The sequence below is a fragment of the Celeribacter persicus genome (assembly GCF_003050785.1).
Classification (GTDB): domain Bacteria; phylum Pseudomonadota; class Alphaproteobacteria; order Rhodobacterales; family Rhodobacteraceae; genus Celeribacter; species Celeribacter persicus.
This window is the reverse complement of the sequence record NZ_QAOH01000008.1, coordinates 153518-169383: the sequence shown is the minus strand read 5'-3', so window position 1 is coordinate 169383 and position 15866 is coordinate 153518. Positions and strand designations below refer to the sequence as shown.

The following is a 15866-nucleotide window of genomic DNA, read 5'->3' as shown; positions in this document are numbered from 1 at the left end:
CAATTTGAACAACCGAAAGGACCATTGAAAAATGTTCCAGAGTTTTGACGTGACCTCCCGACCGGAACAGGCCGCACCGCGGGTCACCTCCCTGCGCCATGAGATGCACGAGGTCGGCCTCGATGCGTTCATCGTGCCACGCGCCGATGCCCATCAGGGCGAATATGTCGCCCCCTGCGATGAACGACTGGCCTGGCTCACGGGCTTCACCGGATCGGCGGGCTTTGCCGTGGTGCTGGAGGGGCGTGCTGCGATGTTCACCGACGGGCGCTACACGGTACAGGTGCGCGCGCAATGCGACCCGAAGGTTTTCGAATACGTCGACTGGCCCGCAACGACACTGGCCGATTGGCTTCTCGACAGCGACGCAGAGAAGATCGGGTTTGATCCGTGGCTGCACACGATCCGGGAGATCGAAACGCTGCGCCGCGCGCTCGAAGGGACCGGCAAAGAACTGATCGCCAGCCCCAATCTGGTTAACCGCATCTGGAAGGACCGCCCCGAGCGTCCCGCCGAACCGGTGAGCCATCAGCCGTTTGAACTCTCCGGCAAAACCTCCGAAGAGAAATTCGCCGAGATCGGTGCGGCAGTCGCCGCACAGGGCGCGGAAGCCGTGGTGCTCACCCTGCCCGACAGCATTTCCTGGCTTCTGAACATTCGAGGATCGGACATCGCGCACAACCCGGTGGTGCAGGCCTTTGCCATTCTGACCACCACTGGCCGATTACAACTCTTTGACAGTGCATCGAAATACGACCACCTCGGACCGGATCCGCGGATTTCGCTCCGGCCCCGCTCCGAGTTCTCCGACGCTCTGGGCGAGTTGACGGGCAAGGTTCTGGTCGATCCCGGCTCCGCGCCGCAGGCGGTCAAAACCCTGATGAAACAGGCGGAGATCGTGACCGGCGATGATCCTTGTATCCTGCCGAAAGCCTGCAAGACGCCTGAGGAGATCGCGGGCACGCGCGAGGCACACCTCAGGGACGGGGCGGCCATGGTCGAGTTTCTTGCGTGGCTGTCGGAGCAGACGCCCGAGGACCTGACCGAGATCGAGGTGGTCAAACAGCTCGAAGCCTGCCGAGCCGCTACGAACCAGCTCAAGGAGATTTCCTTCGACACGATCTGCGGCTCAGGGCCGAACGGGGCCATCGTGCATTACCGGGTGACGGAGGACACCAACCGCGCCCTCAAAGAAGGAGAGATTCTGCTGATCGACAGCGGCGCACAGTATCAGGACGGCACCACCGACATCACCCGCACCGTCGCTCTGGGCGATCCGGGAGCGGAGGAACGCGCGGCATTCACCGCCGTGTTGCAGGGCATGATCGCGATCTCCACGGCACGCTTTCCGCGCGGGGTTGCGGGCGCGCATCTCGACGCGCTGGCCCGTGCGGCCCTGTGGCGGATGGGGCGCGATTACGATCACGGCACCGGCCACGGCGTCGGCGCCTATCTCTCCGTCCACGAGGGTCCACAGCGGATTTCGCGGCTCTCCACCCTGCCCCTGCGCGAGGGGATGATCCTGTCGAACGAGCCGGGTTATTACCGCGAGGGGGCCTATGGCATCCGCATCGAAAACCTTATCGTGGTGCAAACCGCCCCCGCTCTCGACAGCGCCGATCCCGGGCGCGATATGCTGAGCTTCGAAACGCTGACATGGGTACCCATCGACCGCAGACTGATCCTAGCCGACGAGTTGGCACCTTGGGAGCGTGACTGGATCAACGATTATCACGAGGCCGTCTGGGACAAGCTTCACGACAGGCTTTCTGACCCCGCCCGTGCATGGCTGCGGCAAGCGGTTGCACCTGTCTGACATATACCTGACGCAATAACCCTGATAAGGTCTGTGCGAAAACAGATAAGAAGACGAACAAAAGGACGAGACCATGGGAGATCATATCACAATCCGCCCGGCGACCGGAAAATGGGTCGTGCGCGCAGGCGGGGCCGTGTTGGGGGAAACCGACCGGGCGCTGGAACTGAGCGAGGGCGATTTTCCTCCCGTGATCTATTTTCCGCGCGAAGACCTCGCCATGGCATTTCTCGAACCGACCGACACCGTCTCCGTCTGCCCGTTCAAGGGTGAGGCGAAACACTTCGATATTCATACAAAGTCCGTCGTGATCGCCAACGCCGCATGGTCCTACGAAGAGCCAAAACCCCGCGCCTCCGAAGTCCAGGGCTTTGTCGCCTTCTACCCGCAAAAAGCTGCGGTGGAACAGCTCTGAGGCTTTCTGATGGCGTAAATACTCACGAAACGCGGCCCTTTGAGGCCGCGTTTTTTTTACGAATGCTCTTCCGCCGCCGTTTCCGCCAGTTTGCGCGAGAACACCCGAAGCGCATCGACCTGAAACAGAGCGCCGTGCAGCTCCGGCCCGGTGTCTTCATGCAGCGTCACCACCGGCACGAAGATCAGGTTGTTCTTCTCGAACAGAGGCATGGCGCGCTCCAGCGTGGCGTTGGGTGAGACGTAAATCCCCTGCGTGATCAAGTCTTTGCACGCCTCCTCCGAGGCGGCGCGCGGCGCGTCTGGCTTGCGATAACACTGATGCACCCGCACGGTGGCCAGGAGATAGGCCTGCGGTCCGGCGGCGAGATGCACGCCCCGCCTCTCAAGCTGGGTGAGAAAGAAGGAGCGATCGACGAGACGCGAGGCCAGCGCGGTCGACAGCGACACTGCGACCATCACGGCAAGCCCGGTCTGCCAGTCACCGGTCAGTTCGAAGACAATCAACGTGGTGGAGATCGGCGCGCCAAGAACAGCGGCCGCCACCGCCCCCATGCCCGCAAGTGCGTAAAGCGTCACCGTACCGGAGACGTCCGGGAACAGCCCCGTCGCGATCAGACCAAAGGCCAGCCCGGTGAGCGATCCGACCATCAGCGCGGGGGAAAACACGCCCCCGCCCATCCGTCCGGCCATGGTGATCGCGACAGCGATGACCTTGAGCACGGCATAGACCACCGCCTGCCAGAGGATCAGATGTCCGGTCAACGCGGCAGAGGTGGTTTCATAGCCGACACCGATGATATGCGGGAAAAAGATCGCGATCACACCGAGCAAAAGCCCTGCCGCCGCCGGACGCAGCACCGGCGGCAAGTGCAGCTTTTCCTGCACCCAAGACCCGAAATCGTCGGCCATGAAAATCGTGCGCATCAGAAGAACGGCGACCAGACCGGAGAGCAGCCCAAGCATGAGAAAGGCCGGAAGTTCGACATAAAAGGACAGCACCCCGTCATCTGCGAGCGTGAACTCGGTGACGCCACCGAATTCCAGCCGGTTGATCACCGTCCCCGCAACGGAGGCGATGGCAATGGGGGCAAAGGCATGCACCGCGAAATGGCGCAACACCACTTCGAGCGCAAACAAAGCCCCCGCAATGGGGGCGTTGAACGAAGCGGAGACGGCAGCGGCCACGGCACAGCCCAGAAGATCGCGCCCGGTGATACCGTCCGCGTGCAACCTGTTGGAGACCCATGTGGCGATGACGCCGGCGAGGTGCACGACCGGCCCTTCGCGACCCGAAGAACCACCGGTGGAAAGCGTGATCAATGAGGCGGCGGCAGAGGCCAGCCCCGCGCGTTTCTCGACCCGCCCGTCGTTGAGCGCCGCGCCTTCGATCACATCGGCCACCGAACGCACACGCCCGTCGGGGGTGAACCAGTTGAGGATGATCCCGACCACCAGCCCGCCGATCACCGGCAGGGCCAGAACCCAGAACCACGGCAGATCGCGCGCCACGGTATGCAAATGCCGCAGGTCATGCGTGCCATAGAGAAAGGCCTGAAGCTTTTCGATGCCGAGACGAAAGAACAGCGCAGCCCCACCCGAAGCGATGCCGATCACCAGCGCAATGAACCAGAACTGAATCTGGCTCGGACCGCGCTGGCGCATCAGGGCAAGGGTCTCGCGAAGCCCGTCCCGGATCTCGATCAGCGCCTTGGCCGGATAGGTCGGTTTTTCCTCAGACATGCCCGTTCCCCTGTCCTCTTGTCGCCCCGGAGTGAGCTGTCGTGTCGGTCCGCTTTTCCCCACCGGCGGCTTCCTTTATGGTCGCCGGACCCAAACAGACAGCGAGTCGACCATGATCTCCGAGACCGTATATGCCGAGCTTTCCACCGTTCTAGAGGGTCGGCTCACCCGATCCAAGTCCGAACTGAACCAGCACGGGTTGTCTGAAACGTGGTTCCCGCTGACCCCGCCGGAGGTCGTGGCCTATCCCGAGACGACCGAAGAGGTCTCTCGTCTGATGAATATCTGTCACGCCCATGAGGTGCCGGTCACGGCCTTCGGCGCGGGCACCTCGCTCGAAGGACAGACGCTTGCGGCCAAGGGGGGCCTGAGCGTGGATTTCTCGCGGATGAACCGGGTGATCCGGATCAACGACGCCGATATGGACGCGGTGGTGCAGCCGGGGATCACCCGCGAAGCGCTGAACCTGGAATTGCGTACCACGGGGCTGATGTTCCCGGTCGATCCGGGGGCAAATGCGTCTCTGGGCGGCATGGCGATGACGCGGGCCTCAGGCACCACGGCGGTGAAATACGGCACGATGAAGGAGAATGTCATCGGGCTTGAAGTGGTGCTGGCCGATGGCACGGTCATCCACACCGGATCGCGGGCACGCAAATCCGCCTCGGGCTATGATCTCACCTCGCTTTTCGTGGGCTCCGAGGGCACGCTCGGGCTGATCACGGAAATGACCGTGCGGCTTCATGGTCAACCGGAGGCGATCTCGGCGGCGGTCTGTTCCTTTGACGAGATCACCCCGGCGGTGCAGGCGGTGATCGCAACCATCCAGATCGGTCTGCCGATGGCCCGGATCGAATTTCTCGACGCGGAAAGCGTCGATGCGGTGAACAAGTATTCCGGCGCCGAATTTCCTCTGAAACCGCATCTTTTCGTCGAGTTCCACGGTTCGGAAAGCGGTGTGGCCGAGCAGGTCGAAATGTTCGGCGAAATCGTCCATGAGTTCGGCGGTTCAGATTTCCAATGGGCCTCGAAGGCAGAGGATCGCACCGCGCTCTGGACCATGCGCCACCATGCCTATTGGGCCTGTCTGGCGCTGCGCAAAGGCGCGAAAGCGGTGGTGACGGATATTTCCGTGCCGATCTCGAAACTGGCGCAGGCGGTTGAGGACACCGCCGCCGACATTGCCGCCTCGCCTATTGACGGCCCGATTCTGGGCCATGTCGGCGACGGCAATTTCCATGCGATCCTTCTGGTCGACCCAAACGATCCCGAGGAGATCAAACTGGCCAAGGAGCTGGCCCATCGCATGGCCGAACGCGCGCTCGCGCTTGGCGGCACGATCACCGGCGAGCACGGCATAGGCATGGGCAAGAAAGGCCTCATGGCAGAGGAACACGGCGCGGCCTGGGGGCTGATGGGGCAGATCAAGGCGGCGATGGACCCGAAGAATATTCTCAACCCGGGCAAGCTCGTGCCCTGAGGGCCCTGCCCCATAAGACAAGACTGGCGCGGAAAAGGTTTTCCCCTTCCGCGCCTTTCCATGAAACAAGATCACTCGGATACGCGAGAGCCTAGTGATACATCGTTAAACTTCCGTGAAAGCGCCTAAAGCGTTTTGCGAGAGGGCTTTAGCCCGCCAGAAGCGCGCGAGCGGCCTCCCGCGCAGCCTCCGTGATCGTGTCACCGGACAGCATTCGCGCCAGTTCGTCGATCCGCTTGCCCGCATCGAGCGGTGTGACCTCCGACAGGGTCATACCGCCTTCTACCCGTTTCGCCACGCGCCAGTGATGCCCGCCAAGCGCAGCCACCTGCGGGCTGTGGGTCACCACGAGCACCTGTCCCTCTTCCGAGAGCGCCTTGAGACGACGCCCCACCGCATCGGCGGTCGCGCCGCCGACACCTCGGTCGATCTCGTCGAAAATCATCGTGACCCCGGTCTGATCACGGGTGAGACAGACTTTGAGCGCCAGCAAAAAGCGCGACAACTCGCCGCCAGAGGCGATCTTGTTGAGCGGCCCGGCAGGCGCGCCGGGGTTGGTGGCCACCGTGAAGGCCACGGCATCGCGCCCCTCCGGTCCCGCATCGCCTTCCGTGATCTCGGTCGAAAACACCGCCCGCTCCATCTTGAGCGGAGCCAGTTCACGCCCCATCATCGCATCCAGTTCCTGCGCCGCTTTCCGCCGCGCATCAGTCAGTTCGGAGGTGGCCGCATCATAGGCGCTTTCCGCCTCGCGCACCGCTTTACCGAGCCTGACGAGATCGCCCTCGCCACCATCGAGCGCCGCGAGTTTCTCACGCAGCCCTTCGGCAAAATTCCCCAACTCATCGGGAAGAACATTGTGTTTGCGCGCCAGCCCGCGAATGGCGAACAGCCGTTCTTCGACCATCTCAAGCTCATGCGGGTTGAATTGCAGCGCCTCGATGCAATCTTCAACGCCCGATTGCGCCTCTGCCAATTCGTTGAGCGCCCTGCCCAAAGCGTCAATCGCCGCATCCAAGCGCCCTTCGGCGCGCTCAGACGCACCTTCGAGCCATTTGAGCGCATCCGTCAGCATGCCCTCGCCGCCATCGTAGGACATCGCTTGGTGGGCCTTGGCCACATCCGCCGCAATCTTTTCCGCCGATTGCATGAGGCGACGCTCGGCGTCAAGCTTGGCCTCTTCACCGGGTTCTGGGTTCAGCGCATCCAGCTCGCTCACCGCATGACGCAGGAAGTCCTCTTCGGATTTCAAAGCCGCCTGACGGGTCTCCGCCTCAGTCAGCGCCTTACGCGCCGCACTCAGGGCTTTCCATGCCTTTCGGGAGGTCTCCAGCAGCGGCTCCAGCCCACCGAAGGCATCAAGCAAAAGCCGGTGCCCGCGCGGATTCAACAGGCCACGGTCGTCATGTTGCCCGTGCAACTCGACCAACACATCCGAGAGCCGTCGCAGCACATCGCCGGAGACCCGCCGGTCGTTGACCCAAGCGGTCTTGCGCCCGTCGGAACTGTTCACCCGGCGCAGGATCAACTCGCCATCTTCCGGCTCGATCCCCAGTTCGGCGAGCACTTCCTCGGCGTCATGGCCTTTCGGCAGATCGAACACTGCCGTGACCTCGCCCTGCGCCGCTCCCGTGCGCACCAGATCGGCACGCCCGCGCCAACCGAGGACAAAGCCAAGACTGTCCAGAAGAATGGATTTCCCCGCGCCGGTCTCTCCGGTCAGAACATTGAGGCCCGGCTGAAACTCCAATTCCAGCCGGTCGATGATCAGCATGTCCCGGATATCGAGACTTCTCAGCATCGGGATCTGAGCCTCAGAGCCATTCGCCGCGGATCATCTGACGATAGATCGCGCCAAGCCAGTTGTTCTCGAAGACTTTCGGTTCCAGCCCCTGCCCGGTCAGCAGTTTGTAGCTGTCCTGATACCAAGGTGTGGACTGGTAGTTGTGACCCAGAATCGCGCCTGCGGTCTGTGCCTCTTCCGTGAGCCCCAGCGACAGGTAGCTTTCCACCAGCCGGTGCAGTGCCTCGGGCGTGTGCTGCGTGGTCTGGAACTGTTCCACCACCACGCGGAAACGATTGACCGCCGCAACGTAGTGTTTGTGTTTGAGGTAATAGCGCCCGATCTCCATCTCCTTCGCCGCAAGGTGGTCGAAGGCGAGATCGAATTTCAGAATCGCCGAACGTGCATATTCGCTGTTCGGGTAGCGCTCGATCACCACACGCAGCGCCTGTAGCGCCTGAAAGGTCAGGCCCTGATCCCGGCCCACATCGTCGATCTGGTCGTAATAGGACAACGCCAGAAGATATTGCGCATAGGCCGCATCTTCATCCGCGGGGTAGAAATCGAGGAAACGCTGCGCGGAAACACGGGCGTTCTCGTAATCGCGATCGCGATGATAGGAAAAGGCCTGCATGATCAGGGCGCGTTTGGCCCAGTCGGAATAGGGATAAAGCCGCTCGACCTCCCCGAAATAGAAGGCCGCATCGTCGAAATCCTTTTGCGTGATTTCGTATTCCGCGCGTTCGTAGATGTCCTTGGCCGGGTAACCTTCAAGGTTTTCGCGCGGGGCATACTCCCCACAGGCCGTCAGGAAAGCCGTGGAAAGTCCGAGCGTTAAAGCCAGTTTGCCTGTTTTACGTGCCGTCATGAAAGGCCCTACCCTCACCGTTCACCGCCCGTTTCACCGGGTCGTGCCCACACTCCTAGCACAGAAAAATCCGGTGCAAAACGCCTTAACGGCGGAAAAGTCATCACGGCACGGAGAGTGTGCTTTGTATCTCGTGTTTCCGATGGCTTCGCGCTACGGAAACCGCAAACATCACAGCCGCAATCAGGCGCAGACTGCCAGATCGGCAGGGCTGACACCCGCCCCCGGAAGCCGCGCGGCCGTCGCGGTATCGACAGTCACAAAGGCCCATGCGCCGGGCGTGTCGAACAGTTTGCGCAAGAGCTTGTTGGTCACCGCATGGCCGGATTTCTCGCCCACATAGCGCCCGAGGATCGGCGCGCCCGCAAGGTAGAGATCGCCCAAAGCGTCGAGCATCTTGTGACGCACGGGTTCATCGTCGTGACGCAGACCGCCCGGAGACAGAATCTCGTCGCCATCGACCACCACGGCGTTCTCGAAGGTGCCACCAAGAGCCAGCCCGTTTTCGCGCATGTAATCCACATCCGCCTTGCGGCAGAAGGTGCGGCAATTCGACAGCTCACGCACGAAAGCACCGTTGGCCATCACCAGATGCTTGTTCTGCACCCCGATCGCCGGGTCGGCAAAGTCGATGTGAAAGTCGATTTCCATCGTATCGGACGGCTCAAGCCGTGCCCGTGCCGTATCCGTGACAAGTTCGACCGGCTTGAGAATTTTCAGCGCACGGGTCGGGCCGTCCTGACGGCGCAGACCGGTGGCGAGGATAGCATCGACGAAAGGTGCTGCGGACCCATCGAGAATCGGGACTTCCGGGCCATCGACGGCGATCACCGCATTGCTGACACCGCAGCCCGCCAGAGCCGCCATGATATGTTCGATGGTCGAAAGCTCCACCCCGTCGTCATTGCGGATCAGGGTACAAAGCTGCGAGGGCACGACCGCATCCCAGCGTGCCGGGATCAGCGCATCGCGGGCATCGTTGGCATCCGCTTTGATGTCGGAGCGCAGGAAGGAGATGCCACTGTTGGCGGGGGCGGGCATCACATCCATGCGCACGGGAGCGCCGGAGTGGAGCCCCACGCCCTCGAAGCGAATTCGTTTTGCAACTGTGCTCTGCGCCATTGGCCTCACATCTCTTTACCGTCTTACGCGCAGTGGATTTTGCGTTTCACTACGCCTGTGCGCTTGATTTACCCGCACCTAACCAATGCGGTTCCCCAAGCTCAACTCAATCTTTGTAACCGATTGAAACATGGCCACTGCCAGAAAGGCAGAAACCCGCGCACCCCATCGCTGCATTGCGGCAAGCTCTTTGAAACAAAAGAAAAAGACCACCCGAAGGTGGCCTTTTTCGTCTTGTGATCTTCGTGAATGTGATCGCGGCAACGAAAGCTCACAGCCCCGCAATCACAGGTTTATGTCAGTTTGCCTGACGGCGCAGGAAGGCCGGAATTTCGATCTTTTCCTGTTCCGGGTTCGGGTCCTGATCCTCGTCATAGGCCTGATGCACCTGCGGGCGGACCTGCGGTTGGGCCGCGAAACGGGCCTGCGGTTGCGGCGCTGCCGGACGGGTCTCCTGCTCATTGTGGCCGGTCATGCGACCGATCAGCGAATTGATCCCGAAGCGACCACCCTTGGCTTCTGCGGTGGGCTGCTGCTGGGTCGGCTGGTGCTGTTGCGGACGCATGTCGGCACGGGGTTGTTTCGACACAGCGGCCTGCAGACGTGCCAGAGCCTCCGGAGAGGGCGTCCCCGGCGCGGGCGCGCGCGGCGCAACAAAGCTCTCGGCCTCCGGCTCATGCATCGCGGGCTGCGGCGCTGGCTGCGGGCGCGGCTGATAGACCGGCGGCGGCAGATCGTCGTCGAGTGCCCGGAATTCGTCCTGAGCCTCGGCGCGACGGTGGCTCACTTGCGGATCGAACACGTCGAGGGTCGGTTGGGCCGGTTCGCTGTGCTCGACAGCGGCGGCGGCTGCCACGGCAGCCGGAGCGGCCTGTTCCATTTTCTCTTCCACCACTTCCGGCGCTTGCAGCGGCTCGGCCAGACGGCGGCGCGGCACCGGCATGTCCTCGATGACCTGCGCGGCGTCGATGCCCGTGGCAACGACAGACACACGCATCGCGCCATCCATGTCGGTGTCAAGCGTGGAACCGACGATGATATTGGCGTCCGGATCGACCTCTTCACGGATACGGTTGGCCGCTTCGTCAAGCTCGAACAAGGTCAGGTCGTAGCCACCGGTGATGTTGATCAGCACGCCTTTCGCACCCTTGAGCGAAATTTCGTCCAGAAGCGGGTTGGCGATTGCCTTCTCGGCGGCCTGAATGGCACGGTCTTCGCCGGTCGCGTCGCCTGTACCCATCATCGCCTTGCCCATCTCGTCCATCACGGAACGCACGTCGGCAAAGTCGAGGTTGATGAGGCCCGGACGGACCATCAGATCGGAGATACCTTTGACGCCCTGATAGAGCACGTCATCGGCCATGGAGAAGGCTTCGGTGAAGGTGGTTTTCTCGTTGGCGAGGCGGAACAGGTTCTGGTTCGGGATCACGATTAGCGTGTCGACCATCTTCTGAAGCTGCTCGACGCCCTCATCGGCCTGGCGCATGCGCTTCGCCCCTTCGAACTGGAAGGGTTTGGTCACGACACCGACGGTCAGAACGCCCAGCTCACGCGCGGCTTGCGCAATGATCGGGGCCGCGCCCGTGCCGGTGCCGCCGCCCATACCGGCGGTAATGAAGCACATATGCGCGCCAGCCAGATGATCGACGATCTGTTCGATGCTCTCTTCGGCTGCCGCAGCGCCGACGGAAGGACGCGCCCCCGCGCCCAGACCCTCGGTCACTTTCACCCCCATCTGGATGCGGTGTTGTGCCTTGGCATGTTGCAGCGCCTGGGCGTCGGTGTTCGCCACGACGAAGTCGACACCTTCGAGCTGTTTCTCGATCATGTTGTTGACCGCGTTGCCGCCGGCCCCACCGACACCAAATACCGTGATTTTCGGTTTCAACTCGTCCCGCTCGGGCATCGTCAGATTCAAAGCCATGAGTACCGCCTGTGTTCTTTGCTCAGGGTCATCGCGCCTTCTGCGCTCTTCCCCGACTGTCCCCGCCCCTGAATCGGAGCAAAATTTACCTATTCACGATAAATCCTATGGGTTTTCATGCGGCCCGTCATCCCAAAAACACGAACTTGCCACAAAATATGGGGCAACAGCCCACTATTTTCGGCGGGATTTTGCGCAAACCGGCAGATTTAGGGGAAAGAAGCCGACAGAACCCAAGGGCGAGCGCAGAGGCACACCCGCCCGGAGCTTACCGGCTCCGCAAATCATTCATCTTGTCTGGGCCCTGCTCGGCCATCCTTATCTGTCTCACGCGGCGCGCGGGGGCCTTTGCCCTTTATGCGGAGACTTTACCACAGCCCCGCGTCGCTTCGCAATCGCTTACCAGTTGTCCTTGAACCACCGCATCGCACGTTTGAGCGAGCGCGCCGGATAGCGTTCCGCCGGAATTTCGAAATCCCACCATTCATCCTGCGGATTGGCCGCGAAAAGGCAAAGCCCCACGGCGGAGGCAAAGGCCGCGCCGGTCGCCGCCTGCGGCAGGCCCTGAACCCGCAAAGGCCGTCCGATGCGCACGTTCTGGCCGAGGATTTTCGGCGCCAACGTATCGAGACCCGGAATTTGCGAGCCGCCCCCCGTGAGCACGATCTGCTGGCTTGGCATATGTTCGAACCCCGCCGCATCGAGACATTCGCGCACGCCTTCGAGGATTTCCTCGACACGCGGCCGGATGATGCCGATCAGCTCGGCACGCGACACGGTGCGACGGTCTTTCTCCCAGTCGCCGCTTTCGCCACCCACTTCGATCATTTCGCGATCATCCATGCCGGTGGCGACCAGCCCGCCGTAGAAGGTCTTGATCCGCTCGGCGGTGGCGAAGGGAATTTGCAGCCCCATGGCGATGTCGGAGGTCACATGCTCGCCACCCATGCGCACGCTATCGGCATAGATCATGTGTTTCTTCATGAAGATCGACACATCGGTCGCCCCGCCGCCGAGATCGACACAGGCCGCCCCCAGTTCCTGCTCATCCTCGACAAGGGCGGAAATGCCGGAGACATAAGCCCCGGAGGCGAGACCCGCCACTTCGAGATCGCAGCGCTTGATGCAATAGAGAAGGTTCTGGATCGTCGCCGTATCCACCGTCAGCATATGCATGTCGACGGCCAGCGTCTGGCCGATCTGACCGCGCGGGTCCTTGAGGCCGGAGCGGTGATCGAGCTGGAAATTCACCGGCTGGGCGTGCAGCACTTCGCGATGTGTGCCGTAATCGGGCACATCGGAGGCGGCCAGCACGCGGGCCACGTCCTGTTCCGAGACGGTCTCATATTCGACATCCACTTGCCCGGCGATGCCATAGGAGCGCGGATTGCCACCCGAGAAACAGGCGATGACGTGATCGACACGGGTCTGGGCCATTTTCTGCGCCGCCTGCACGGCGGTGCGGATGGCGCGTTCGGTTTCCGGCATCGACTCGATCTCGCCGAAGCGCACCCCGCGCGAGCGCGTGGTCGCCGCCCCGATCACCCGGAAGGAGGACTGCCCCGCCAGCGCGCCAACCCCGTCGCCGCCCATGAACCGCTCCCCATCGAAGCGCAGCACCAGACAGGCGATCTTGGAGGTGCCGACATCGAGAATGGCGATCACACCACGTTGCAGAGCGGCCTTGCGCATGTTCCGCATGGCCCGCTGGGCCTCGTACAAATCGGTCATCTGTAAGACACTCCAAGTTCGACGCCACGAAGGCGTTTGAGTTCGTCCTGAGCAGCCTCGGTCAGTCGCACTGTCGGTCGGGTCGGGCGGCGCATGTCGACAATCGCCACATCGCGCCCCAAAAGGTCCTTGGCCTGATCCAGCGCCACCACCTGCGCCAGCGCACCAAGCGGTTTCTCTTCCGGCAGCATGATCACCTGATCGCGGTCCAGAACGACGTTCCAGCGCCGCTCGCCCACGCGCACAAGCCCACGCATCCGTGGCAGGAGGGGACCTGCGGCCTTGAGGATCGCCAGCGCCTCGACCACCTCACGTTCCGCCCCCTCACCCGCAATCAGCGGCAGGTCGGGACGGTCGCCCCGGTGCGGCAACGCAGCCACCCGGTGCCCCTCGGCGTCGAGCATTTCAAGCCCGGCATCCGAGCGCCAGATCACAGCGGGGGTGCGCTCGGTGATGTCAATCTGCAAAATCCCGCCGGCGCGCACATGCAGCCCGGCGGAGGCCACGGCATCGAGGTCTTCAACCTGTTCGAGCATACCGGGCAGATCGAGATCGAAGGAGGAAATCGGGAAATCCATCGCAACGATCTCGCGAATATCCTCGGCGAGCGCCTCAGACGCCCCGTCGATCGCCATGAGTTTCACCATGAACTCGGGGCGGTTCTGAATCTCGCTTTTCATCAGAACGATCTGATCGGTGAAGGCGGTGCGATGCTCCTCGGAAGCAAACCACAGCCCGACACAGGCCGCCACCGCAGCCAGCGGCGCAATGCGACGCAGAAAGAAACGGAAAGACGGCGTGAGCCAAAGGCGGTTCATCCGGTAAGCCGTGCGCGAAGGTGCCGGATCACGCGGACGCTGAGGTACGCTGTCATCGCCCCGGCGGGCACGGATCGCCCGGGCCACGGCCTCGGACACGCGGGCGGAGCCGCCTGCGGTTGGGCCCTTGGCGAAGTCGATGGGGTCTACCGGTCGCATGAGGCATCCTCCACCATCCAGGCGCAGAACCGGCCAAAACTGATGCCGCTCTTCTGCGCCTGTTCGGGCGACAGAGAGGTGGGCGTCATACCCGGCTGTGTGTTGGTTTCCAGAAGCACGAGACCATCGAGGCCTTTCGCCTCGTCCCAACGGAAATCGGTGCGCGACACACCCCGGCAACCGAGCGCCTTATGGGCGCGCAGAGCATAGTCCTGACAGGCGGCGGTGATCTCGGCGGGAATGTCGGCCGGACAGACATGGCGCGAACCGCCCGCCTTGTACTTGGCGTCGTAGTCGTACCAGCCATCGGTGAGAATATCGGTGACGCAGAGCGCCTTGTCGCCCATCACGGAGCAGGTCAGCTCACGCCCCGGCGCATATTTCTCGACCATGACGACGGGGGGCATTTCCTGCGACAGGCGCGGCGCGTTGGAACCTTCACGCACGATATAGACACCGACGGAGGAACCCTCGTTATAGGGCTTTACCACATAGGGTGGTTCCATCACGTGCCCGGCCTCAACCTCGAAGCGGGAAGCCAAAAGCGACGGCACGATGGGAAGGCCCGCAGCACGGTAGACTTCCTTGGTCTTTTCCTTGTCCATGGCGAGAGCGGAGGCAAGAACGCCGGAATGCGTATAGGGAATGCGCATCCATTCGAGCAACCCCTGCACACAGCCGTCTTCACCGAAACGACCATGGAGCGCGTTGAACACGACATCGGGCTGACACGCGGCCAGTCGGGCGCAAAGGTCCTCGCCCGCGTCGATCTCGATCACTTCAAATCCTTCACCCCGAAGCGCCTCGGCGCATTCACGCCCTGAAGACAAGGACACTTCGCGCTCTGACGAAGGCCCGCCTTTGATCACGGCCACTTTCGGGGACTGCCTGCTCGACATGTCCACTCGCCTCAATATGTTCAGGACCGTCTTCTCGCGACCCTTGGAAAACGCCCCGTTTCGGGGTCTGTCTTTGCGTCCTGCTCCGAACGCTTATGGCACTTATGCGCCGGATTTTTGCGCTTCGGCAAGACCGTCCGGGATCGGTTCCCCGGAAAATTCACCGATGCGTTTGATTTCCCATTGTAACGTGAGACCCGCGTTTTGAAATACCTTTTTTCGCACCGTCTCGCCCAAAAGTTCGAGATCGTGCGCAGAAGCCTCACCCGTGTTGATCATGAAGTTCGAATGCTTCTCGCTCATCTGCGCGCCGCCGATGGAAAAGCCCCGAAGCCCCGCGTCGTCGATCACCTTCCAGGCCTTGAGATCATGCACGTCATCGGCCTTGCCCGTTGAGCTGAAACCTGCCGGGTTGCGGAAAGTGGACCCCGCAGAGCGCTCCTTCACCGGCTGGGTGGCGTCACGCTTGGCAAGCTGCTCTTCCATCCGCGCGGCAAGCACCTCCGGATCGGCACTTTCAGCTTCAAACGTCGCCTCGACGATCACCCAGCCCTCGGGCAGATCGGTCTGCCGGTATTGGAAATTCAAATCGTCAGCGGTGAGCGTCACAAGCGCCCCTTCCCGCGTCACCGCTCTGGCCGAGACGAAATGATCGGCCACATATGAGCCGTAGCACCCCGCATTCATCCGCACCGCACCGCCGATGGCGCCGGGAATGGTGCGCAGGAAGGTCAGATCGAGCCCCGCCTCTGCCGCCTTGCGCGCCACATGGGCATCCAACGCGGCCACACCCGCCGTCACCCGGTTTCCGTAGATATTGATGTGATTGAATCCCCGCCCCATGCGGATCACCACGGCACGAATACCGCCGTCCCGCACAATGAGGTTCGAGCCAACCCCCATGGGAAACACCGCAACGGACGGGTCTAAAGCGGCCAGAAACCCCTGCAAATCCGCAAGATCAGCGGGCTGAAACAACGCATCCGCCGGCCCGCCCACACGCAGCCACGTGAGATCGGAAAGCACCCGGTTCTCGGTCAGCTTGCCACGGGGGGTGGGATAGGTCTGGGTCATGTGTGGCTCTTTTGGGTCGGGTTTAGAACGTCATA

General features: G+C 62.2%; 12 protein-coding genes. 3 read left to right on the top strand and 9 right to left on the bottom strand.

Features of this window, described 5'->3' with window-relative positions:
- Positions 1–31: 31 nt before the first annotated feature.
- Together C8N42_RS12285 and C8N42_RS12280 are read left to right on the top strand one after the other, a co-directional pair.
- Positions 32–1816 (top strand): aminopeptidase P family protein, encoded by a 1785-nt coding sequence (locus C8N42_RS12285; RefSeq protein WP_107816863.1) that lies wholly within the window; start codon positions 32–34, stop codon positions 1814–1816.
- 73 nt (positions 1817–1889) lie between these two features.
- Entirely contained in the window at positions 1890–2231 is a 342-nt protein-coding gene (locus tag C8N42_RS12280; RefSeq protein WP_107816862.1) for a DUF427 domain-containing protein, read from the top strand.
- A 56-nt stretch (positions 2232–2287) separates the two neighbouring features.
- Here C8N42_RS12280 and C8N42_RS12275 read toward each other — a convergent pair whose 3' ends face one another.
- Positions 2288–3973 (bottom strand): chloride channel protein, encoded by a 1686-nt coding sequence (locus tag C8N42_RS12275; RefSeq protein WP_107816861.1) that lies wholly within the window; start codon positions 3971–3973, stop codon positions 2288–2290.
- Positions 3974–4085: 112 nt separating this feature from the next.
- Here C8N42_RS12275 and C8N42_RS12270 point away from each other — a divergent pair, with 112 nt between their 5' ends.
- On the top strand, positions 4086–5453 hold the full coding sequence (locus C8N42_RS12270) for an FAD-binding oxidoreductase (RefSeq protein WP_107816860.1): 1368 nt from the start codon (positions 4086–4088) through the stop codon (positions 5451–5453).
- A 148-nt stretch (positions 5454–5601) separates the two neighbouring features.
- Here the strand turns inward: C8N42_RS12270 and recN are convergent, their stop codons facing one another.
- The 8 genes from recN to murB all read right to left on the bottom strand — a co-directional run bounded on the left by recN (position 5602) and on the right by murB (position 15831).
- Positions 5602–7254, bottom strand: a complete 1653-nt coding sequence (gene recN / locus C8N42_RS12265; RefSeq protein ID WP_107816859.1) for a DNA repair protein RecN — start codon at positions 7252–7254, stop codon at positions 5602–5604.
- A 13-nt stretch (positions 7255–7267) separates the two neighbouring features.
- Positions 7268–8104 carry an outer membrane protein assembly factor BamD gene (locus C8N42_RS12260; protein WP_107816858.1) on the bottom strand — a complete coding sequence of 279 codons (837 nt, stop codon included), beginning with the start codon at positions 8102–8104 and terminating at the stop codon, positions 7268–7270.
- Positions 8105–8287: 183 nt separating this feature from the next.
- Positions 8288–9226 carry a UDP-3-O-acyl-N-acetylglucosamine deacetylase gene (gene lpxC / locus C8N42_RS12255; protein ID WP_107816857.1) on the bottom strand — a complete coding sequence of 313 codons (939 nt, stop codon included), beginning with the start codon at positions 9224–9226 and terminating at the stop codon, positions 8288–8290.
- A 298-nt stretch (positions 9227–9524) separates the two neighbouring features.
- Positions 9525–11150, bottom strand: a complete 1626-nt coding sequence (gene ftsZ / locus C8N42_RS12250) for a cell division protein FtsZ (protein WP_107816856.1) — start codon at positions 11148–11150, stop codon at positions 9525–9527.
- Between the two features lie 399 nt (positions 11151–11549).
- Complete coding sequence (gene ftsA, locus C8N42_RS12245) at positions 11550–12881, bottom strand: cell division protein FtsA (protein WP_107816855.1); 1332 nt, start codon at positions 12879–12881, stop codon at positions 11550–11552.
- The gene (locus C8N42_RS12240) at positions 12878–13858 is read right to left on the bottom strand and encodes a cell division protein FtsQ/DivIB (protein ID WP_107816854.1); all 981 of its coding nucleotides are present in this window, start codon (positions 13856–13858) and stop codon (positions 12878–12880) included. Before C8N42_RS12240 ends, ftsA begins: the two co-directional genes overlap by 4 nt.
- Positions 13846–14757 (bottom strand): D-alanine--D-alanine ligase, encoded by a 912-nt coding sequence (locus C8N42_RS12235; RefSeq protein WP_211309185.1) that lies wholly within the window; start codon positions 14755–14757, stop codon positions 13846–13848. The genes C8N42_RS12240 and C8N42_RS12235 overlap by 13 nt, the downstream gene beginning before the upstream one ends.
- Before the next feature lie 102 nt (positions 14758–14859).
- Positions 14860–15831 (bottom strand): UDP-N-acetylmuramate dehydrogenase, encoded by a 972-nt coding sequence (gene murB / locus C8N42_RS12230; protein WP_107816853.1) that lies wholly within the window; start codon positions 15829–15831, stop codon positions 14860–14862.
- Positions 15832–15866: the final 35 nt, after the last annotated feature.